Source organism: Paenibacillus sp. FSL H8-0034 (assembly GCF_038000305.1).
Taxonomy (GTDB): domain Bacteria; phylum Bacillota; class Bacilli; order Paenibacillales; family NBRC-103111; genus Paenibacillus_S.
The window spans coordinates 1,395,492-1,416,134 of sequence record NZ_JBBOBS010000001.1 but is presented as its reverse complement, the minus strand read 5'-3'; the positions used below and the strand labels follow the sequence as shown (position 1 = coordinate 1,416,134).

The window sequence follows — 20,643 nt, the reverse complement described above, 5'->3', positions numbered from 1 at the left end:
TTTCTGTCTACATGTCTACAACTGAATCTATGTAATGATGAGCTTGGAAGGCCATTTCTATCCCAGGCATGACAAAAAGGCTTCGCCGTCCCCTTGGGATTGCGAAGCCTATATTGTGTACTTCTTATCAGCTCTGGAACGATCTAATCCAGATTAAGTCGCCACTCTTACATGATAAAAGTAAGCACGGGATCACCCTAATTCAAATTGCAGCTTGACTGCACCTTAAGCGCCGCTTATAATCACTAACGTTTCTATCGTTCACCGCATCCCTTATTAATCCAAATGAAGGCAGGTATTTAATCATGTCCCTTCGGATCGTCATCCTTATCGCACTCAGCTTTCAAATCATGCTGTTCAGTACCCGGCCTATCATGTCCCTGTACGCCTTGCAGTTGGGAGCCAGCACCTGGGAGATCGGCATGCTGACAGCAGCATTCGCTTTTTTTCCATTCGTATTGGCCGTTCATATCGGAAAAATAACGGACTTCATCGGAGACCGTCTGCCCGTCATATTTGGCATGATCGGCCTGACCGTCGGTGTCGCTTTACCTTTCCTGTTTCCTCACCTATGGTCGCTTTATGTTTCTCAGGCGATTATCGGAGTATCTCAAATTTTTGGCGTCATTTCTCTGCAAAATGTAATTGGAAACATATCCACCAAAGAAAACCGCGATCATCAATTCGGCCTATACAGCACGGCTATTGCCTCAGGTGGCTTGATCGGTCCTGTTCTAGGGGGATATTTGGCCGAGCTGATATCCTATCCTTTCGCTTACTTCGTTGCGGCCTGCATCGGGGTCTTACCTATTTGCTTATCTTTCCTGATTCCACATGTAGAACGCAAGAAAAAAGCCGATACAGAGAAAACAGGCTCCTCGCTCCAATTGCTCAAAATCCCCCTGCTGCGCAAGGCGCTCGCTTCCAGTGCTCTCGTTCTGTATTCAAGAGATATATTTGTCGCCTACTTTCCACTGTTCGCCAGTCAAATGGGCTTGTCAGCCACAGATATCGGCTGGATTATTACGATACAAGGATTAACCATGGTGATCGTCCGTTTTTCGTTAACCCGATTGAGCGGCAAGTTCGGGCGAGGTCGTGTGCTGCTCGGCTCTATATTGGTCGCTGGATTGTCCTTCCTGTTAGTACCCTTGTCCAGTAATGCAATCTTGTTTGGGGTGCTCAGCGCGTTTATGGGGGCTGGGCTCGGTTGTGGGCAGCCTCTATCCATGACGACTACCTATAATGCTTCGCCAAAGGACCGAACCGGAGAGGTGCTTGGTCTACGGCTTGCCATTAACCGCCTGTCGCAGCTGGTGGCACCTATGATGTTCGGGCTGCTGGGTACATGGGCAGGTGTCGTTTCCGTCTTTTACGTCAGCGGTGCTTTTCTAATTGGCGGTGCTTTTTTGACCAAGCAGACAACGGAGGAAGATTTTGAAGAGCAGAAACCAGCAAGCCCATGAGCCAAACTCCCGCGATTCAATGACAGTTCTACATCCACCCTTGCGGCCCCTGTCCAATCAGTTCACATCCCTCTGGCATATGATGGAGTGTGCCTGCTGAAAGAGGGATTTCGAATGAGCGCTATTGGCGGATTACACACCAGTACAGGTGTGATTCTTGTATTATTTATCCTTCTTGTAATTATTTCCCGTACTTTTTTGTAAGCCGTAGTAACGGACAACCGATTTAGTTGTCCGATAATATTGCACTCATATTGCACTCAAATAGTTGTTTCCATTAGTAGAATACGAATAAAACAACACCAAACCCTCCATGCACAGCCGGTTCGCTCTGCATGGGGGTTCTATATTCAATAACACAATTGATTTCAATTGGAATACATTTACATTATATTTCAACAAACGCTTACTTATATATGGGTTTTGTTAAAGCAAAAGCACTCTAACCAGCTCTTCCCGTTCGGCGCCACGCCCACCCGCAGGTATATGAATCAGACAGTCGGTGTCCTTGATTGATATCATAATACTCGATTTATCCTTGCCGGCAGGCTCGACATATACCCGACCTTCCTGCAGCTTCATCGTACCTCGTACATATCGTGGATAGGCGGAGCCTTTGGTATTGTCGGCTTGCAAATATCCTTTTATTTCTGCATGCTTCCGTTCTTCGCACCCAAGAATTCCTTTTAAATAAGGACGGACAAACAACTCAAAGCCTACAAAGCTGGCACCGGGATTACCCGATAAAGCGAACAGCAGCTTCCCTCTCCAGAATCCGACTGAGGTCGGGCTTCCCGGTCGCATAGCGATTTTGTTAAATAGCAGCTGACCATCCCAGCGCTCGAATACATCTACCAGGACATCCTTATCTCCTACGGATACGCCACCTGTCGTGATGATCAGATCCATATCCTCCAATGCCTCCAGCAGTGATCTTTCCACCTCTGCCGGCTCATCTGGTAAAATGGTCATTATGACGGGCTCTCCGCCCGCCTCGGTCACTTGGGCAGCCAGCATATAGCTGTTGCTGTTGCGAATTTTCCCTGGCTCCAGCTGCTTTCCCACCTCCAGCAGCTCCGAGCCTGTAGAAAATATTGCCACACGCGGCTTACGAAATACACGTACCCGATCAAATCCAAAAGTAGCCAGCACTGCCGCCTCACCAGAACGAATGATTCTGCCCGGCCGCAGCAGTACCTCACCTGACACTACTTCTTGTCCAATCGGAGTTATATTGTCACCTTCGGCCATTTGCTTGTGAATACATACCTCTTGATCAGCAAGAGTGTTCGTCATTTCCATCATTATGACCGCATCCGCACCTTCTGGAACAACCGCGCCTGTCATGATTCGTGCAGCTTGTCCTTGCCCTACGGGAAGAGACGGCATCGTTCCGCAAGGGATCATTTCGGTAACAGCTAATTTAACGGGCCGATCCGGTGCCGATCCTATACTATCTGCCGCGCGCAGCGCATAGCCATCTACACCGGAGCGGCGAAAATGCGGAACCGGATGGTCGGCCGTCACCATAACGGCTAATCGCCGTCCAAAACTGTCAACAAGCCCTACTTCCTCTGTCTCCTGCAGACGCACGTAATGGAGGACTGCTTGCTGCGCATCCTCCACCTGGATCAGCTTTCGCTGAAATCGATATTCTGTCACCGTGTCCATTACCCTCCGATCTGCGACATTCTGCGTAAAGTGGGACTATGACTTTGCTGTTCACTTAACAGCGCTTTTGCCATTTCGTGACTCTCCGGCTTCACATCAAGTGCCTTCAGAAACAGCTCTGCCAATGCCAGATCATCGCCGATACGAGAACGCACATTAAACTCATCAGACCAGTAGAGACAAGGCTTAATGTTACCATCCGCCGTTAACCGCAGTCGGTTGCACGTTTCGCAAAAGTGGTCACTAATCGGATGTATTAAACCAAACGATCCAAGCGCACCTTCGATTCGATAATTTTGCGAAGGCCCGTTGCCATACACTTCACCAGAGGGTAACGCCGTCCATCCTCTTTCCACACATCTATCCATCACAGTCGTTAAAGGGACATATTTGCTTTTCCAATTCGAATCATCATGGCCGATTGGCATATATTCAATAAACCGCACCTGTACATCGCGGGTCATAGTCATCATCAGAAAATCATCAATTTCATCATCATTCAAGCCCTTCATCAGGACTACATTCAGCTTGATCGGATACAGACCTACACGATAAGCGGCTTCAATACTAGCCAATACGCGGTGAATATCGCCGCCTCTTGTAATGAATGAGAATCGATCAGCACGCAGTGAATCCAAACTAATATTAATACGCGTTAATCCTGCTGCACGCAATTTATCCGCTCTTTGTGCAAAATATATGCCATTCGTGGTCAAAGCAATATCTTCAATGCCGGGAATCGCGGATAGGCGAGCGATTAGCTGCTCCAGATTTTTTCGGACCATCGGTTCTCCACCTGTAATCCTCAGCTTGCGCACACCGAGACCAGCGAGAACCCGCACAACCTCATAAATCTCATCAAAGCTGAGCATTTTGTCCTCAGGCTCAAATTCCATACCCTCCTCAGGCATACAATAGACGCAGCGCAGATTACAGCGGTCCGTAACGGAAATGCGCAAATAATCATGAACACGACCAAAACGATCCTGGAGTATATCCGCCATATGCATTCACCCCGTTTCCTTAGATTGTAGAACAATCAAAAAGTAAATCATGCATAAGTTTCACAGTCTATTTCACTGGCCTATGCAGTTTTTCCAAATCAGCGGGTTCATTGACATTGACAACAAAATTCAACGTGATCTCTTGCTGCACGAACAAAGACTCTTCACCGACTGCACTGCTCGCAAGCTCAATTAATGCCATCATCCGGTAGCACTCCTCATCCAGCAGCTGATCGATTATCGTCTTACAGGACCGATGATAGATCGCGTGCAGCGGCTGCAGTCTGCCCGCAATCTGCGGCAGCGCAATCTTGTACGCCTCGCCCTTGCTGCGCCTCAGTTCCAGCAGCAGTTGAGCAGCCGCTGCCGAAGCAAAGGGCATATCACAAGCAACGACCCATAGCTCCTCGTACCTTGCCTCAGCCATTGCAGCCTGCATACCCGCAAGCGGACCTTTTCCCGGATTCAGATCCCTTATGATCCGTACATTCACTTGCTGATTGGACAAAAACAGCTCGAATAGTTCGGGTTGATTGGCTACAATGATAATCTCACCACACAGCTTGCTCAGCTCTTCCAGCTGCCGCTCGATGAATCGCTTGCCATCCAGCTGCAGGAGCGCCTTCATGCTGCCGCCCATCCGACGGTTGCTGCCACCGGCTAAAATGACTCCAGAGATCAAGTACAATCACCCTCCCCAAGTGCAGTACCCTCCCCAGCCCTCCCTGGAAGGGAGGGACCCAAAGGGCGCTGCCCTCTGGACTCCCTGTATCGTATGCACGCTTTAGTGTGTTATACACGCTTTTCGTCCCCACGGGACACGCTTACTTTAATTGTATGTTAGATGATTGACTGTGTGTATTCGGGGCGCTTTTCGTCCCCACGGGACACGCTTAGTTTCGATTATTAAAACAATTAATCAAGCAACCCTATTCAGGGGTCTCTAAGCGTTTTTCGAAAGAAGCTCGCCAGCTGTCGGACAGGGCACCGACAGACAGTAATTGGCGAATAGCGGTGGTATCGGATTTATCGACATATTTGAGACGGTTGGCCGTAGTAACTGTAATAGCAAGCGGCTGTCTCTCGACCAGACGGAATGTTTGCCCTGCTGAGACACGTCCCTCTTGCAGGACGCGAAAGTAATAACCGGTATAGCCTGTTTCCTGCACCTGTACAGGGAGATCCTTGATTCCATGCTTAACTGCAAGCTTAAAACACGGCTGCCGGGGCTGGCTAAGCTGGACGACAGCTGTACCAATTTCATACGTATCCCCGATATGAATATCAGATTCGAGTGATCCCTCGATTGTGAAGTTTTCTCCAAACGCTCCATATGGAAGCTGCCTCTGCAGCTTTTCCTGCCAATAGGTATAATGCTCGGCGCAATAGACGCAAACTGCTTTGTCAGCTCCACCGTGATTCACCAAGTCTGCCTGCCCATCTCCCTCCAACTGGGTCGTGGAGAGCAGCAGCTCCTGATCTACGGGATTTTTGAAAATTCCGGTTTGTACAGGTTTTCCCTGATAATCGACCGTAACCGGCATACTGATATTTAATGAAACCAGCTTCATGTCCATAAGCCTCCCGCTCGCCTGTCAACTGTCCTGCGCGAGCTCTTTTCCTTCTACTATAAAATAAAAAGTCAGTGGAGGCTATACGAAATTGCTAAAACGGTCAGATACATCATCTCTGCAACATCGCAGCTCATACGGCAAAAGGAGCCGAACTGTCTAAGACAGCTTGCTCCCCGGTACCCAAGCATCATTATCGTAGCCGCGAACCTCCCAATAACCGATATGCTCTTCATCAATCAATTCGACCGCCTGCAGCCATTTGACTGATTTGTAAGCATACATTTTCGGGACGATCAGCCGGACAGGCCCTCCCAATTGATTTGGAATCGGTTTACCGTCCATTAACACCGCAACCATCACATCTTCCATTTTAACCTGCTCCAGTGACAAACAGTCCGTATACACCTTGTCGCCCGAATACATTTTGGCATAACGTGCTGCGCCCTTCACTCCAGCCATTTGAAGCAGCTCCGACAGCGGAATCCCTTCCCAGGTTACCTTATACACCGACCAGCCGGTCACACAATGAAAATCACTCACCTGTACCTTACGTTTGAGCTGCATAAACTGTTCCCAGTTCCAGGTTATTGGTTTATCCACCAAACCCGATATCGAAAACTGCCAGCTGTCGCTCGAAAAGGCCGGGATGTCCGTAACTGTATATATACGGAACTCGCCTTTCAGACCTCCTCCGACAGGAGGACTCGATTCGGCAAGTGCAACAGGCTTTGGCTGCATTTGATTGGCATCGGACGCATAAATCTGGTCCAGCTCAGCGCCCCCGGTGTCCGAAATACTTTTCATCCAACGGTAAAAATAAGGACCTACACCGAATACCAGCAGAAGCCCAATAACGGTACGCAAAAAAGTCGCCCGCGAGATCGGTGCATTTTTCAAAAATTCCACAAATTTTTGTGGACTCATAGCACTTGCTGCCACTATCTCTCCTGAACCAGATCCCGTTTCTGCTCCTGCCACACCCGCCGTTTCCCTTTTATCCTTCAGCAGCTGTCTCGCTGCTTTCTGTTCCTCAGATCGCATCGTTTTGAGCCAACGGCTTCGTGAAATCGAATGATACAAGGCGTACGGGATTCCGACCCAAGTGAACAAGTCATGCAGCACCAGTGAAACGTTACTCCACACCGGAGGCAGGTTGTGGAACTGCCACAGAATAAGTCCTGTAATCCCCCAGCCTATGAGTAAAAACAGCACAACCGCTAAATTCCACCGCTGCTTTAATCTCGTTTTGAGCTGCTTCCAATGCTTCGGAATCAACGGCAGGTACAAGGCAATGAGAACAACGGACGCGATACCGAGCACAATATGAGCCTGCTTCAGAACTACACGAAGTGCGCCCAAATCACCACGAATCGTTGGGACATAGAGCACAACACCCGTAATAGCCAGCAAAAGTATAACCCAAGCGTTCCATGCGTGCAGCCTTGATAATTTTTTGCCGTAAGATTCCTTTAACCAATCTCTCCATCTATCCATTTCCGCACCGCCTTTCCTGTTTACATCAATTCCTTGATGGTGCTGCAGCCCTCTACACCAATCTTCCTCACCGCTGAACCACAGGTACCGTAAACCAGAACTGACTTCCTTTTCCAAGCTGACTGCTTACTCCCACCTGGCCTCCGTGAATTTCCACGATCGATTTGGTTATCGCCAGACCAAGCCCGGAGCCGCCGCTCGCCCTGCTGCGTGAATGATCCGTCCGGTAAAAGCGCTCAAACAGCCGAATCTGCTCCTCTTCAGCAATGCCCTCACCTTGATCCTCCACAGTAACCAATACGAACCCGTCCTTCGGCATTTGCGCGTAAATTCGAATCTTACCTCCATCAGGAGAATGACGCAGCGCATTATGGAGCAAATTGGAAACGACCCGTTTAATTTCATTAGGCATAATCGAGACGGGTGGCAGCCCCTCAGGAATATGTCCTTCCACTTCGATTCCTTTATCCTCAATTTGCAGCAGATGGCTTTGCAAGGTTTCGACAATCAGATTATCCAGATGATACGCCTCAGGCTCAAAGCTTTCCGCACCTGCCTCCCTGCGTGACAGGTCGAATAAATCATTGATCAGACCACTCAAACGCTGGGTTTCCAGACGAATCGTACTCAGGTAACGCTGGTACGTATCCGGGTCCTCGATTAAATCATCCTGCAGAGCCTCAACAAACGATTGAATCGAAGCCAACGGCGTACGCAAATCATGCGACACGTTGGCCACAAGCTCACGCCGCGAAGCCTCCGAGGATCGCAGCTGCTGGAAGCTTTCATTCAATTGACGGCTCATTTCATTAAAATGAACAGCCATCGCCTGAAACTCCACAGGTCCGATCAGCGGCAGCTCCCCACGAAAATCTCCCTGCGCAATCTGCTGAGATTCCCTACTGATCATATCAATGGCCCGCTCAATTGGTCGCGTCATGATCAGATGTACAATCAAGGAAAGGATTCCTGCGCCAACAGTTACAAGAGTAAGCCATATCAATTCATCCAGCGTCAAAAACATCTTCCTGTAGCTGACAAGCAAGCTGATCAAGATGGCAGCAATACTAACCAAACTCGTTAACAGCAAATAGGTGCGCAGGCCCACCGAGCCCATAAACCGGTTCATCCCGGCTCGCCCCCTTTTCCGTCAAACTTGTAACCGATACCCCAAACGGTTTTGATGTATTTAGGGGTAGAAGGGTTCTGTTCAATCTTCTCCCGCAGCCTTCGGATATGAACTGTCACCGTTGTCGTATCTCCAAAATAATCAATATCCCAAATCGTATTCAATAATTGATTGCGGGAAAACACCTGATCGGGATGGTTGGCAAACAACCAGAGCAGCTCGAATTCCTTCACCGTAAGCTCCGCTTCCTTACCGCCTACCCTGACTGTCCTTCGCAGACTATCGATTTCCAGACCCATTCGATGAATGATCGAGCTCGACTTGCCAGCCGGAGACGAGACTCCTGTGGCGTTGGCTGATTCTATCGGCCTCAGACGTCTTAGAATCGCTTTCACACGCAGCACCAGCTCCCGGGGGCTGAACGGCTTCGTCATATAATCATCCGCGCCCATCGTAAGTCCCATGAGCCGGTCCAGCTCTTCTCCTCTGGCTGTTAGCATCATAATCGGCACATCGCTGCTGCTGCGAATCTCCTCGCACACTTGCCAGCCCGTTTTTTTCGGCATCATCACGTCCAGCACGATAAAATCCGGTGACTCGCTTTCCCATATATGAAGCGCTTCATCGCCATCCTTGGCACATACGACCTCAAACCCTTCACGCTGCAGGTATCGGGCGCACACATCGGTTATATTTTCCTCATCATCGGCGACCAATATTTTCACCATAGACTCGTACGCCCTCCTTTTTGGGATCAGCAGTGAGATTCAGGTCAACTCCAGCTTCAACAAAACATACTATGTCAGTATTTTAACATAACCTTCACCTGCAAATATTACGTATTCCTTAACAAACTCCTGATCAGCTCTCATTTCTTTTATAACCTGTAAGAACAACAAAAGCCCCGCCGATTTTGTGCTCGACAAGGCTTTTATTCATGTTATCTAAAATAAAAACGTATATGAGTGCAGAGGTTAAATTACTGATTAATATAACGCTCGAAAATATGACCATAATCTTTGACCTTGTACTGCTTATGGGTTTCCACCATCCAGAAGAAAGCTGACTCCGTAATTTCCTTAAATTGCTCGACGATATTACCGCCCTCTTTGACCGAACGATTTAATGTTGCTGATGCAAGATGAACGCTTTCTTTTGCATATTGCAGTGTCGTTTCGTTATCATAGGAAATTTCTGCAATTTTGAGCAGTGATTTATACAAATCCTTGACTTCGGCAATATGCTTCTTGTGAACATCAATGGAATAAACCGCTGCGCCAATCGTGAATTTAATTTCCACATCGAGATCAACAGTTCCCGCTGTTTCAAGAGCTACGTTCGAAATGGGATGATGGCTGTAATTAAAGCGGCGAAGCGTCCGTTTTTTGCTTAGTGCACTCGTACCATCCAGATGGATAAGCCCCAAATTGGTAAAGCAGTACTCATCCGCCTTGGATTTGATCAGAAAATAAATTTTTTCGTTGTCCTCATTCATAACGTAATCGTCAGCATCTACCTTATCGTAATCCGCTGGTTTAATTACGCTTCCAATATCGCTTAACCCTAACGCATCAGCAGCAATTTTTTTGAACATACAAGTATCATTCCTCTCCAAACTGGTTATTTGATATTTATTGCAGCCCTAAGACATATACCCCAGAATAATGCCTGCCGTTTCCTCAATCGCCTTATCGGTTACATTAATGACCGGACAGCCCAGCTGCTTCATGATGACTTGGGCATACTCCAGTTCCTCAACAATCCGATCGAGCGCAGCATATTTGGCGCCATCGGGCAGCCCTACAGCCTTTAATCGCTCGGTACGAATCTTGAGCAGCTTATCCGGATCCATGATTAATCCGATAATTCGCCTGCCGTGCAGCATGAACAGCTCCTTCGGCGGCTTGACCTCAGGAACCAGCGGTAAATTGGTCACCTTATGGCCCTTATGTGCCAAAAAAATACTGAGTGGTGTCTTGGAGGTTCGTGATACGCCAATCAATATAATATCTGCCTTTAGCAATGAGCTCGTATCACGTCCATCATCGCATTTAACAGTAAATTCTATAGCCTCGACACGGCGAAAGTAATCATCATCCATCTCATGCTGCAGCCCAGGCTTGCGCTTCGGCGAATCATTGAATGTGTCGATGAACGCCTCCATCATCGGTCCCATAATATCTATGGCTCTGACTCCCAGACGGATGGCTTCTTCCTTCATCATTTCCCGCAGCTCCGGCTGCACAAGCGTATAAGCTACAAAGCCTCCCCGTTTGGCGGCAGCCTCCATGATTACACGTATTTCATCCTCATGCTTGATATGTCCAATCCGTTTTGTTGTGACCTGATGGGCATCGAATTGGCGCATGGTCGCTTTTACAACCGCCTCGGCCGTTTCACCTACCGAATCCGAGCAAATGGTTATCTCATAATGCCGATCGTCCGTCATCCACTGTTCTCCTTTGCTCACATCATACTGTATCGGCTATTTCTAGATATTCGGTGAGTTCCCGAACTATCAAGACTCCGAGGCAAGCTCTACCAGCAGCTGTGTCATCATCGTATTGGTAATGCGGCCAACGACCTCCCAGCGATTACGACCCTGAGCGTTGTCCTGCTTGATGGGTACAACCACCGGCAAGCCGTCCACCTGATGATGGATCATCCTACGCGCCGCTTCAAGTACATTGTCTTCAGGCTGTACATGAATCACATTGGGCTCCCTGGTCATAACCATACTGACAGGCATCGTGGAAGCCGAAGGATTGCCAAGTGTGAATTTCAACAAGTCCTTACGTGAAATAATACCAGATAAACAGCTTTCTTCATCAACTACAATCAGACTGCCGACATTTTCCATGAAAAGCGCAACAACCGCATCATGAATCAATGCCGACTCTCGGACTACGACAGGTACGGCCTGTATATCTTTTATTTTCAAGGATTGCAATCTTCGAGACACTTGATTCTCAGCAGAAATGGATGAACCCGGCGTATAGCCAACCTTCGGCTTGGCATCGACCAATCCAAGCATCACCAGCAGGGCCAAATCTGAACGAAGCGTCGGACGGCTTAACCCGAGCATCTCTGCAATCTGCTCTCCAGTAATAGGCGAATGCTGCTTGACCAGTTCAACAATATGTAATTGACGGGCTGACAATTCGATAATCGTGACCTCCCTGTCCCGGAACTTTATACTTCTGGAACCTTCTATATGTTATAAAGTATACCAAAAATCAGAAATGATTTACACAAATACGTCCTATAAACAATATTTATCTGCCAATAATAAAGATTTTATCGAAAAAAATGGTTTTTTTCACATTTATCAGTTACATTATGTATATATAGTGTGTAATAATTAATCTGAAATCACGATATATTGCAACTTATTTATTAAAATATGAGTTTGGGGGAATAGGGATGGAACGAGAGCTAGCGATGGAAATAGTAAGGGTTACCGAATTGGCCGCATTATCAGCCGCACAATGGATGGGACGCGGCAACAAAAATGAAGCTGACGGGGCTGCAACTACGGCTATGAGGGCGATGTTCGACTCTGTTTCTGTACAAGGTACCGTCGTTATTGGTGAAGGTGAAATGGATGAGGCTCCTATGCTCTACATTGGCGAGAAGGTAGGAAACGGACAAGGTCCCGAGGTCGATATCGCCGTGGATCCCTTGGAAGGAACTGAATCCGTGGCCAAGGGCTTGAATAATGCGCTGTCCGTTATTGCAATGGCCAATAAAGGCTGCCTTCTGCACGCTCCTGATATGTATATGGATAAGCTGGCTGTAGGCCCATTATTGGCGGGCAAGCTGCATCTGGATGATCCGTTGGAAACCACTTTGTTGAAAGCTGCTCAATACCTGGATAAGCCGCTCAGTAATCTGACGGTAATGATTTTGGATCGCGAACGCCATCAAGACAAAATCCAAACGCTCCGCCGCGTCGGTGTGCGCATTAAATTGTTAAGCGATGGAGATGTGGCGGGCGCAATGGCTCCTTGCTTAAATGAATCCGGTATCGATTTATATGTCGGTTCCGGTGGTGCACCCGAGGGTGTATTAGCTGCCGCCGCGCTACGCTGCCTTGACGGTGAGCTCCAGGGACGTTTGATGCCAGCCAATGATGAGGAGCTGGAACGCTGCCGACGTATGGGAATTGGCGATCCCTTCAAGCTGCTGAGCATGGACGATATGGTTGGAAGCGAGGATGTATTTTTTGCGGCCACCGGGATCACTCCCGGAGAATTCCTTGGCGGTGTGCAGTATATGGGCAATCAACGCGCAGAGACACACTCGATCGTCATGAGAGCCAAAACGAAAACTGTCCGTTTTATCCGTACTGTACATTATTTGCCCAATAAACCGCTAATCGGTGGACTTTATTTGAAATAATGGCTGAGCTGATGCATTGACCTTCCTTACAGGTATGATACTATGATAAATACCAATCATACATGGCTGATTTATAAAGGAAGGTACAAGCATGAGCTTTTTATTTTATACGGTTGTGGGGCTGCTAGCTGCAACACTTGGCAGTCTCGTCGGTCTGGGGGGCGGTATCGTCATTGTTCCCGCTCTCATCTATCTCGGTCCTTATTTTGTTGGACAGGAAATTTCAGTATCAACAGCAGTCGGGACGTCCTTGGCTGTGCTGATTTTTACGGCATTTTCCTCTACGTGGGCTTTCCATAAGCAGCGTAAAGTGGACTTTCGCAGTGGTTGGCTCTATTTCTTGACGTGCGGACCCGGCGCGATGCTGGGCTCTTATATGACTCAATTTGTCGATGCCAAGTCATTTCAGCTTGCCTTTGGTATTTTCATGCTGGTGATGGCGATCCTGCTGATCATTAAAGACCGTTTGAAGCCGCTAAGTCTGAAATGGCCCATCCAAAGAACGTACACAGATGCACAAGGACTCGTGCACTCGTATGGATACGGAGTGATGCCCGCACTTTCGATCGGACTGCTTGTTGGCATCATTTCCGGCTTGTTCGGCATTGGCGGTGGTTCCTTGTTCGTACCGGCGATGATGATTTTATTTCGTTATCCGCCGCATGTGGCAACGGCTACCTCGATGTTTGTCATCTTTTTGTCGTCCATTATGGGTACCGTCACCCATCTAAGCTTGGGAGAAGTCGACGGCTGGATGGTTCTGGGACTTGCGCCGAGTGCACTGGTTGGTGGATGGCTCGGAGCCAAAATCGCCAGCGCGTTGAGCAGCAAGAAGCTGATGTGGGTGCTGCGTATCACTTTTTTTGTTGTTGCTATTCGCATGATTGGCGAGGCCTGGAACTAGCTGTCTCTGATTCAAGGGATGCTTGGCTTGTGTAATAAAAGGTGCCGAAGCATTATATCCCATTAAGGAGACGTACCTTATGTCCGAGTACAATCATGTGGTAGATAAAGAAGATCACTTAGCCGTAAACAAGGTAGATAGCGCACTGGACCGAATCAATCCCGCTAAAAAAGAACAGATTCTGCAAAGCTTCGATTCCTTCAAGAGCTACTTGGGAAAGCGTATTGAATTAGCCGAAAGGCTGGGCTTGAGTGAAGAGCAGATTGCGGTTACAGCTGAAAAAATAGCGAATTATTTAGCTGCTAATGAGGAGCCACGAAACAGTGAGGAAAAACTGCTGAATGAACTATGGAAAGTCGGAACTCCAGAAGAGCAGCATAAGCTGGCTCATATGCTGGTGCGACTTGCCCAACGGGCAGGATAAAATAAGAAAAACAGTACCTCTGAAAGCTTGGTCTCAGGGGTACTGCTTTTTCTATGTCATCATTATTTAGGTAGAAAGGTCTTGATCCATGAAGCAAAGCCTGCCGGATTCCGGGTCTGAATCAGCACTACACCTTCACCCCGAAAGCGGCACACTGCAGCCTCACCGCTCGTTATACTGGATATCCAGCCCTTGGATGCCTTTTCAATCGTATAATTCATATAATCAGGCCAAGCCACCAAATGCCCGTTATCGATAATCCTTTCTTCCCCAGGCCCAAGATTAACCGCATGGATAGCGCCGTAGGACGATAAGAATACGGTGCCGCTGCCGCTAATCTCAACAATGAAAAAGCCTTCCCCGGATAAAAATCCCTTCATCAGATTCTGCATCTTCGTGTTAACCTGAATGCCATTGGTCCCGGCAAGAAAGCCATCCTTCTGCACGTACAGCTTATAGGAGCCATCCAGCTCAATAGCTTGTACATCACCAATCGCCGCGGGCGCCAAAAGCACCTCACCTCTGCCCTGTGTAGCTGATAATTCCTGGAAAAAGAATTTTTCACCGCTCAGCATTCTGCCAAGTCCGCGCATCAACCCGCCATCCACCGTACCTTTAAGTTCAATATCAGGTGTCATGGACACCATAGCTCCCGATTCCGCCTTTACATTTTCCCCTTTCTCCAATTCAATTTTCACCAACGGAAACGCACCCTGATATAGAATTTCGTACTTCATAGCTTATATATTCCTCCCATTCAATGAGCTAATGTAAAAATCTTCTTCTATTATAATACATTTCGCCCTTGCAATAACAACTTATGCCGAATGGTGTCGGTTTATACAATTCAAATAACCCGAAGCCGCGGCTCGGGTTATTCATGATTAAAGTCATTTATAAAAGCCCTGCTCCTCGGCATATCGTCCCCAATGAGGACGTGATCCATCCCTATCCGTAAAGCCATACATATCTGAAAGGTCCCAGGAGGTCAGAATCTGTCCTGACTTTTCAAGCACATTCGAATCTGCTGCCAATGCTGCAACTGCCCTTCCTACATAATAGGGTGTTTCCGATATCAGAAAATGTGGATCTGCCTTCGCCGCATCACGCCAATTCGCTTCCGTCACGCCAAAATGATCCAGCATCGCCTCCGAACGCAAAAAACCGGGTGTTAATGAAACTGCAGCTACACGGTGCTCACGAAGCTCCGCGGCCATGGACTGGGCGAGATGGATCGCCGATATCTTCGCCAGACTGTAATACAAATTTCCACGATATCTATAATCGAAGCCATCGGTAATTTCAATGATCAATCCTTTGTTCCTGGCAATCATTAAGGGAGCAGCATAATAGCTTGTGACCATATGAGCATGTACCGCAGGGATTTGCATTTGCAGTCCCTTATTTAATGAATGTTCCCAGAATGGCTTCCCCCATTCCGTCAGCTGCTCGCCGCCCCATATATCATTAACAAGGATATCGAGTACTCCTTTCTGCTCCGAAAGCACCTGCTCAAAAAGTGACTTTACGTCGGCCTCAACCGTGTGGTCTACCCTTACTGCTATTCCGACACCACCATGTGCCGTAACTAATTCTGCCGTTTCCTCGATGGTCTCCTGCCTTCCCATGTCGGATAGATTCCCTCTTGTACTGCGTCCTGTCACATAAACAGTAGCGCCTGCTTCCCCCAGCATCTCAGCAATCCCGCGGCCTGCGCCTCGTGTACCACCTGCCACTACAGCTACTTTTCCCTTTAAAGCCTTCATTGTAAACACAGCCTCCTATTGAATTCGTCATCATTACTTTCCAGACTTCTCAATCAGTATAACAAAGCATATATGTCAGATTTCGTCTTAATTAGGTTTACTATTTATTTCATTCATTATTAACGATGTCAAGTCAACTTTATTGAAACGCACCCCAACTTATGTCCAATTATTGATCGAATTGCGAATAATGTTTGAACAACTGCCAAAAAGTGTAGTATACTGTATATAGGAAAGCACTTACACGATTAGGGGTGTTTATTATGACAACCAAAACAGCTTCAGTACATCATGCAGATCTTAGTAAGAACCATTCGAATAACGAAATCCCTCGTCTGGTCACCTTAATGACCTGGATCGCTTGGGTTGCACTAGGCGTCGGCGTCCTTCTTTGTCTCATGAATTTGAACCAATTCAATGACCGTAATACCGGGCTTATGGTCGGACTTGGCTTTATTGTAGGCAGTGTGCATATTTACGTTATCGGAACTGCGATGGGACTTGTTCACAAGCGTCATCTCGATAATAATAAGCAGCCATTCTAAGGTAACGAACTTCGTTTTCTGGATTGATTGCGTAGGTTGCGTTTTTGGGTACACATAAGCTGTAGCGACCGCTTCGAAATCACATCGTGATAACGAGGCGGTTTTTTTGTACTTATTTTCTGTTTAGCTCACTATTTTGGTGCATAATGATGGACAAGTCACCACACATGTCGAACAGGTGACATTTGTATTACGAAGAAAAGACAAATTATTGACGGTATTGTTAAGTCTGCAGTTATCTGCTTTCATTTCTGCTAAGTTATAGATAGTGATTTAATGAATTGAGATTCAGAGTTGAAAAAGGAGATGAAAAGCTTGAGGCCGAACCTACGCATTCTAATGCCACTGTTATTTTTATTGTCGATCGTCCTGCTCACGGGATGCAGCGAACAATTTATTGTGCTCGATCCTAAAGGCCCTGTCGGCGCGGCACAAAAGGATTTGATCTGGATTTCAACTCTGCTGTGCTCTGTCGTTATCGTTCCCGTATTGCTGTTGAGCGGATTTATTTTATGGCGATACCGGGAAAGGGCGGGCAGTAAAGCAGCCTACGCACCCGACTGGGCGCACAGTACCAAACTGGAGATCATTTGGTGGGGTATACCGATTATTATTATCATTATTTTGGGTTTGGTAACCGCTAAATACACGTATGCCCTTGAACCCTCCAAACCGCTCGTATCCGATAAAAAGCCGATCACGGTACAGGTTACCTCAATGGACTGGAAGTGGCTGTTTCAATATCCGGAGCAAGGCATAGCAACTGTGAATTATTTGCAAATACCGCAAGGCGTCCCGGTCAAGTTTGAATTGACCTCGGCAACGGCGATGAATTCATTCTGGATTCCTCAGCTTGGCGGCCAAATCTACACAATGTCCGGCATGGCCATGACACTGTTCCTGCAAGCAGACGAGCCTGGTCAATATTTTGGCAGCGGAGCTAACTTCAACGGTCGTGATTTTGCCCAAATGACGTTCAAGGTTGATGCTACCTCCCAGGATGCTTTTGACGCATGGGTGAAAAAAACGAAAAATGCTTCCCCTGCCCTTACGATGGACGGCTATACCAAGCTTGCTGAACCGGGACCTGCTAACGTGCAATATTTCTCTTCCTTCCCTGCCGGCTTGTTTGAGCGGATTGTAACGCAATATGCGGTTGGCGGAAGTGCCCACCATCATGGCGGCTCACAACAGCCAAAGGCTATTGATACCAGCACTACGCAAGGCAAGACAGCTCCTGCAGCTGCAACTACCCCTAATGGACATTCGGGTCATTAACGACGAAACGAAAGGAGACCTACCATGCTGGATTCAATCAAACAATTTTCATCCACATTTTTCGTCACGGGCGATCCGCTAATTCTTGGAGCTCAAGTCTCCATCGCCATTTCAATGCTGGCTATCGTATTGGCCTTGACGATTTTCAAAAAATGGAAGTGGCTTTGGACCGAATGGCTAACTACAGTTGACCATAAAAAAGTAGGGATTATGTATATCATCGCTTCCCTGCTGATGCTGTTCCGCGGCGGTGTTGACGCACTGCTCATGCGTACCCAGCTTGCACTCCCGCAGCTTGAATTTCTGCAGGCTGAGCATTATAACCAGATTTTCACAACGCACGGCGTCATTATGATTTTATTCATGGCAATGCCGCTCATGTTCGGTCTATTCAATATTGCGATACCGCTGCAAATCGGCGCTCGCGATGTCGCTTTTCCGTTCCTGAACTCGCTTAGCTTTTGGCTGTTCTTTTTTGGCGCGATGCTGTTCAACCTGTCCTTCATCATTGGGGGTTCACCCGATGCAGGCTGGCTGGCATATCCGCCGCTCTCGGAGCTATCCGGTAGTCCGAGTGTAGGCCAAGACTTTTATATATGGGGCATACAAATCTCTGGGATCGGGAGCTTGGCGACAGGCATTAACTTTATTGTAACGATCCTGAGAATGCGTGCTCCCGGCATGACGTTAATGAAAATGCCCATGTACACATGGTCTGTATTTACAACCTGCATCATTATCATTTTTGCCTTTCCGATCTTGACCGTTACGCTTGCCCTGCTGTTCCTGGACCGCTTCCTCGGCGCTCACTTCTTTACGCTGGATGGCGGCGGTAATCCGATGATGTATATCAACTTAATCTGGATGTGGGGTCACCCTGAGGTTTACATTGTTATTTTGCCCGCATTCGGTATATTTTCAGAAATTGTTTCGACGTTTGCCAAGAAAAAGCTGTTTGGCTATAAATCAATGGTATTCGCGATGTTTTCCATCAGTATTATGTCCTTCTTTACCTGGGCACATCACTTCTTCACGATGGGCTCCGGTGCCAATGTGAATATATTCTTTGCCATAACGACCATGATTATAGCCATACCAACCGGTGTCAAGGTGTTCAATTGGCTGTTCACGCTGTTCCGAGGGAAAATCACATTTTCCACGCCGATGATGTGGACCGCGGCTTTCATCCCCTGCTTCATTGTAGGTGGGATGACAGGCGTGCTGCTCTCTGTTGCACCAGCTGACTTTCAATTTCATAACAGCTACTTCCTGATTGCGCATTTCCACCAGGTGCTGATCGGTGGTGTCGTATTCGGATATTTTGCCGGGTTATACTACTGGTGGCCGAAGATGTTCGGCTTCAAGCTGCATGAGGGTCTCGGTAAATGGGCCTTCTGGTTCTGGAATATCGGCTTCTACGTCTGCTTTATGCCGCAATATGCACTTGGTTTGATGGGCATGACGCGCCGTTTTAATGCCTATGACTTTGATATGGGCTGGCAGCCGCTTAATGTCATTTCCACCGTCGGCGGCTTCTTGATGGGGATTGCGTTCATTTTCCAGGTATGGCAAATTGCCCACAGTATCAAGTTTATGCAAAAGGATACAACAGGCGATCCATGGGGCGGACGTACGCTCGAATGGTCCATTCCATCACCGGCACCGCTATATAACTTTGCAACCATTCCACGGGCAGATACGCTGGATCCATGGCTGGAAGAGAAAAATAAACGTGCAGCCGGTATTGCCACTCCGGCACCGGAGATCGAGCCGATTCATATGCCAAGAAACTCTGCAATCCCATTCATCATGTCAGTCTGCTGGTTCGTTGCAGGCTTCGGGTTTGTCTGGAGCTGGATGTGGATGGCTATTCCTGGACTTATCGGCGTCGTTGTCTGCTTGCTGGTTCGCTCCTTCACTTACAACACCGACTACTATATTCCAGTCGATGAGGTTAAACGTACAGAAGCTGCATTAAGGGGGTCCCATTAATGGCACAGACAATTACCAACAAGTCCTCCGCACACAGCGGCGGACATGGGCACGCTCACGAGCATGACCATCATCACGATGGCCATGTCGATCAAGAATCCATGAAGACCTTCGGCTTCTGGCTGTTTCTGATAACGGATTGTATTTTATTTGGTACCTTATTTGCCACCTATGTGGTGTTAAGATTGAATACGAACGGTGGTCCCACAGCTCATGAGCTATTCGAAATGCCTGGTGTCATCGCTGAGACCTTCATCCTGCTAACGAGCAGCTTTACCAGCGGCTTGGCCGTTCTCGCCATGAATCAGGGCAATAAAAAGGCTTTGATCGGTTGGCTGGCTGTCACTGTACTGCTTGGTGCATCCTTTATTACGCTCGAAGTATCCGAGTTTATTACTATGGTGCACGAAGGTGCGACGATCTCCACCAGCGCATTCCTGTCTGCCTTCTTCACGCTCGTCGGTACGCATGGCCTTCACGTATCGCTTGGACTCGTATGGATGATAGGCATCATGATCCAGCTCAGCCGCCGCGGTATCACCGATGTGACAAAGCGCAAGGTTACGATCATCAGCTTGTATTGGCATTTCCTTGATATTGTGTGGATCTTCGTGTTCACAGTCGTCTATTTAATGGGGGTGATGTAAATGGATAATCACAATGCTGAGCCGCATCAAGCACATGGCGGATCATTAAAATCCTATACAATCGGGTTTATTTTATCCATTGTGCTGACCATCATTCCGCTCGTGCTTGTTATGAACCATATGCTTAACACTACCGCAACGCTTGTCATTATTCTTTTAATCGCTGTTCTGCAGTTCGCGATACAGATGATCTTCTTCATGCACATCAAGGAAGAGCAGAAACCGCGCTACAACTTGATGGCTTTGATACTCGGTCTGGTTATTCTGGTGACGATTGTATCCGGCTCGATATGGATTATGACGTATAATGCGGTTGCACATTAAAAAGCTGCCATAGTACGTGAAAAT

The 20,643-nt window shown here is 47.7% G+C and carries 22 protein-coding genes; 10 read left to right on the top strand and 12 right to left on the bottom strand.

Features of this window, described 5'->3' with window-relative positions; genetic code table 11:
• Nucleotides 1–305 precede the first annotated feature (305 nt).
• Together NST47_RS06460 and NST47_RS06455 are read left to right on the top strand one after the other, a co-directional pair.
• On the top strand, nt 306–1,466 hold the full coding sequence (locus tag NST47_RS06460; RefSeq protein ID WP_341154383.1) for an MFS transporter: 1,161 nt from the start codon (nt 306–308) through the stop codon (nt 1,464–1,466).
• Between the two features lie 114 nt (nt 1,467–1,580).
• Nucleotides 1,581–1,670: a sporulation protein YjcZ gene (locus NST47_RS06455; protein ID WP_083689776.1), complete on the top strand. Its 90-nt coding sequence runs from the start codon at nt 1,581–1,583 to the stop codon at nt 1,668–1,670.
• Between the two features lie 222 nt (nt 1,671–1,892).
• Here NST47_RS06455 and NST47_RS06450 read toward each other — a convergent pair whose 3' ends face one another.
• The 10 genes from NST47_RS06450 to NST47_RS06405 form a co-directional block, all read right to left on the bottom strand.
• Nucleotides 1,893–3,137 (bottom strand): molybdopterin molybdotransferase MoeA, encoded by a 1,245-nt coding sequence (locus tag NST47_RS06450; RefSeq protein ID WP_445667358.1) that lies wholly within the window; start codon nt 3,135–3,137, stop codon nt 1,893–1,895.
• Nucleotides 3,137–4,141: a GTP 3',8-cyclase MoaA gene (moaA, locus tag NST47_RS06445; protein ID WP_341154381.1), complete on the bottom strand. Its 1,005-nt coding sequence runs from the start codon at nt 4,139–4,141 to the stop codon at nt 3,137–3,139. The genes NST47_RS06450 and moaA overlap by 1 nt, the downstream gene beginning before the upstream one ends.
• A 67-nt stretch (nt 4,142–4,208) precedes the next feature.
• On the bottom strand, nt 4,209–4,823 hold the full coding sequence (gene mobA / locus NST47_RS06440) for a molybdenum cofactor guanylyltransferase (protein WP_341154380.1): 615 nt from the start codon (nt 4,821–4,823) through the stop codon (nt 4,209–4,211).
• A gap of 247 nt (nt 4,824–5,070) precedes the next feature.
• Nucleotides 5,071–5,712, bottom strand: coding sequence for an MOSC domain-containing protein (locus NST47_RS06435; protein ID WP_341154379.1), 642 nt, complete (start codon nt 5,710–5,712; stop codon nt 5,071–5,073).
• A gap of 159 nt (nt 5,713–5,871) precedes the next feature.
• Nucleotides 5,872–7,209 carry a molybdopterin-dependent oxidoreductase gene (locus NST47_RS06430; protein ID WP_341154378.1) on the bottom strand — a complete coding sequence of 446 codons (1,338 nt, stop codon included), beginning with the start codon at nt 7,207–7,209 and terminating at the stop codon, nt 5,872–5,874.
• A gap of 67 nt (nt 7,210–7,276) precedes the next feature.
• Nucleotides 7,277–8,338 (bottom strand): sensor histidine kinase, encoded by a 1,062-nt coding sequence (locus tag NST47_RS06425; RefSeq protein WP_341154377.1) that lies wholly within the window; start codon nt 8,336–8,338, stop codon nt 7,277–7,279.
• Complete coding sequence (locus NST47_RS06420) at nt 8,335–9,066, bottom strand: response regulator transcription factor (protein WP_341154376.1); 732 nt, start codon at nt 9,064–9,066, stop codon at nt 8,335–8,337. The genes NST47_RS06425 and NST47_RS06420 overlap by 4 nt, the downstream gene beginning before the upstream one ends.
• A gap of 251 nt (nt 9,067–9,317) precedes the next feature.
• The gene (locus NST47_RS06415; protein WP_341154375.1) at nt 9,318–9,932 is read right to left on the bottom strand and encodes a PH domain-containing protein; all 615 of its coding nucleotides are present in this window, start codon (nt 9,930–9,932) and stop codon (nt 9,318–9,320) included.
• Between the two features lie 48 nt (nt 9,933–9,980).
• Complete coding sequence (locus NST47_RS06410) at nt 9,981–10,787, bottom strand: pyruvate, water dikinase regulatory protein (RefSeq protein WP_076236260.1); 807 nt, start codon at nt 10,785–10,787, stop codon at nt 9,981–9,983.
• 69 nt (nt 10,788–10,856) lie between these two features.
• Nucleotides 10,857–11,507, bottom strand: coding sequence for a helix-turn-helix transcriptional regulator (locus NST47_RS06405; RefSeq protein WP_083689775.1), 651 nt, complete (start codon nt 11,505–11,507; stop codon nt 10,857–10,859).
• 254 nt (nt 11,508–11,761) lie between these two features.
• Here NST47_RS06405 and glpX point away from each other — a divergent pair, with 254 nt between their 5' ends.
• The 3 genes from glpX (at nt 11,762) to NST47_RS06390 (ending at nt 14,067) form a co-directional block, all read left to right on the top strand.
• On the top strand, nt 11,762–12,739 hold the full coding sequence (gene glpX / locus NST47_RS06400) for a class II fructose-bisphosphatase (RefSeq protein ID WP_341154374.1): 978 nt from the start codon (nt 11,762–11,764) through the stop codon (nt 12,737–12,739).
• A gap of 91 nt (nt 12,740–12,830) precedes the next feature.
• Nucleotides 12,831–13,643, top strand: coding sequence for a sulfite exporter TauE/SafE family protein (locus tag NST47_RS06395; protein ID WP_341154373.1), 813 nt, complete (start codon nt 12,831–12,833; stop codon nt 13,641–13,643).
• A 79-nt stretch (nt 13,644–13,722) separates the two neighbouring features.
• The gene (locus NST47_RS06390) at nt 13,723–14,067 is read left to right on the top strand and encodes a DUF3243 domain-containing protein (RefSeq protein ID WP_341154372.1); all 345 of its coding nucleotides are present in this window, start codon (nt 13,723–13,725) and stop codon (nt 14,065–14,067) included.
• 62 nt (nt 14,068–14,129) lie between these two features.
• On the opposite strand, the gene NST47_RS06385 is transcribed toward NST47_RS06390, so the two are convergent.
• Nucleotides 14,130–14,804, bottom strand: a complete 675-nt coding sequence (locus NST47_RS06385) for a TIGR00266 family protein (protein ID WP_341154371.1) — start codon at nt 14,802–14,804, stop codon at nt 14,130–14,132.
• Nucleotides 14,805–14,957: 153 nt separating this feature from the next.
• The gene (locus tag NST47_RS06380) at nt 14,958–15,833 is read right to left on the bottom strand and encodes an SDR family oxidoreductase (protein WP_341154370.1); all 876 of its coding nucleotides are present in this window, start codon (nt 15,831–15,833) and stop codon (nt 14,958–14,960) included.
• A 263-nt stretch (nt 15,834–16,096) separates the two neighbouring features.
• Here NST47_RS06380 and NST47_RS06375 point away from each other — a divergent pair, with 263 nt between their 5' ends.
• The 5 genes from NST47_RS06375 (at nt 16,097) to cyoD (ending at nt 20,619) form a co-directional block, all read left to right on the top strand.
• The gene (locus tag NST47_RS06375) at nt 16,097–16,378 is read left to right on the top strand and encodes a hypothetical protein (protein WP_341154369.1); all 282 of its coding nucleotides are present in this window, start codon (nt 16,097–16,099) and stop codon (nt 16,376–16,378) included.
• A gap of 339 nt (nt 16,379–16,717) precedes the next feature.
• Nucleotides 16,718–17,656 (top strand): ubiquinol oxidase subunit II, encoded by a 939-nt coding sequence (cyoA, locus tag NST47_RS06370; protein WP_445667357.1) that lies wholly within the window; start codon nt 16,718–16,720, stop codon nt 17,654–17,656.
• 24 nt (nt 17,657–17,680) lie between these two features.
• Nucleotides 17,681–19,648, top strand: a complete 1,968-nt coding sequence (locus NST47_RS06365) for a cbb3-type cytochrome c oxidase subunit I (protein ID WP_341154367.1) — start codon at nt 17,681–17,683, stop codon at nt 19,646–19,648.
• Complete coding sequence (cyoC, locus tag NST47_RS06360; protein ID WP_341154366.1) at nt 19,648–20,295, top strand: cytochrome o ubiquinol oxidase subunit III; 648 nt, start codon at nt 19,648–19,650, stop codon at nt 20,293–20,295. The genes NST47_RS06365 and cyoC overlap by 1 nt, the downstream gene beginning before the upstream one ends.
• Complete coding sequence (gene cyoD / locus NST47_RS06355; RefSeq protein WP_083689773.1) at nt 20,296–20,619, top strand: cytochrome o ubiquinol oxidase subunit IV; 324 nt, start codon at nt 20,296–20,298, stop codon at nt 20,617–20,619.
• Nucleotides 20,620–20,643: the final 24 nt, after the last annotated feature.

Bases quoted from the DNA above. Each gene is read 5' to 3' on its own strand.
- NST47_RS06450 (WP_445667358.1), bottom strand. From the start codon at position 3,137: ATGGACACGGTGACAGAATATCGATTTCAGCGAAAGCTGATCCAGGTG.
- cyoD (WP_083689773.1), top strand. From the start codon at position 20,296: ATGGATAATCACAATGCTGAGCCGCATCAAGCACATGGCGGATCATTA.
- NST47_RS06410 (WP_076236260.1), bottom strand. From the start codon at position 10,787: ATGACGGACGATCGGCATTATGAGATAACCATTTGCTCGGATTCGGTA.
- NST47_RS06395 (WP_341154373.1), top strand. From the start codon at position 12,831: ATGAGCTTTTTATTTTATACGGTTGTGGGGCTGCTAGCTGCAACACTT.
- NST47_RS06375 (WP_341154369.1), top strand. From the start codon at position 16,097: ATGACAACCAAAACAGCTTCAGTACATCATGCAGATCTTAGTAAGAAC.
- NST47_RS06365 (WP_341154367.1), top strand. From the start codon at position 17,681: ATGCTGGATTCAATCAAACAATTTTCATCCACATTTTTCGTCACGGGC.
- cyoA (WP_445667357.1), top strand. From the start codon at position 16,718: ATGCCACTGTTATTTTTATTGTCGATCGTCCTGCTCACGGGATGCAGC.
- glpX (WP_341154374.1), top strand. From the start codon at position 11,762: ATGGAACGAGAGCTAGCGATGGAAATAGTAAGGGTTACCGAATTGGCC.
- NST47_RS06390 (WP_341154372.1), top strand. From the start codon at position 13,723: ATGTCCGAGTACAATCATGTGGTAGATAAAGAAGATCACTTAGCCGTA.
- NST47_RS06460 (WP_341154383.1), top strand. From the start codon at position 306: ATGTCCCTTCGGATCGTCATCCTTATCGCACTCAGCTTTCAAATCATG.
- NST47_RS06380 (WP_341154370.1), bottom strand. From the start codon at position 15,833: ATGAAGGCTTTAAAGGGAAAAGTAGCTGTAGTGGCAGGTGGTACACGA.
- cyoC (WP_341154366.1), top strand. From the start codon at position 19,648: ATGGCACAGACAATTACCAACAAGTCCTCCGCACACAGCGGCGGACAT.
- NST47_RS06385 (WP_341154371.1), bottom strand. From the start codon at position 14,804: ATGAAGTACGAAATTCTATATCAGGGTGCGTTTCCGTTGGTGAAAATT.
- NST47_RS06415 (WP_341154375.1), bottom strand. From the start codon at position 9,932: ATGTTCAAAAAAATTGCTGCTGATGCGTTAGGGTTAAGCGATATTGGA.
- NST47_RS06425 (WP_341154377.1), bottom strand. From the start codon at position 8,338: ATGAACCGGTTTATGGGCTCGGTGGGCCTGCGCACCTATTTGCTGTTA.
- NST47_RS06420 (WP_341154376.1), bottom strand. From the start codon at position 9,066: ATGGTGAAAATATTGGTCGCCGATGATGAGGAAAATATAACCGATGTG.
- NST47_RS06435 (WP_341154379.1), bottom strand. From the start codon at position 5,712: ATGAAGCTGGTTTCATTAAATATCAGTATGCCGGTTACGGTCGATTAT.
- moaA (WP_341154381.1), bottom strand. From the start codon at position 4,141: ATGGCGGATATACTCCAGGATCGTTTTGGTCGTGTTCATGATTATTTG.
- NST47_RS06455 (WP_083689776.1), top strand. From the start codon at position 1,581: ATGAGCGCTATTGGCGGATTACACACCAGTACAGGTGTGATTCTTGTA.
- NST47_RS06430 (WP_341154378.1), bottom strand. From the start codon at position 7,209: ATGGATAGATGGAGAGATTGGTTAAAGGAATCTTACGGCAAAAAATTA.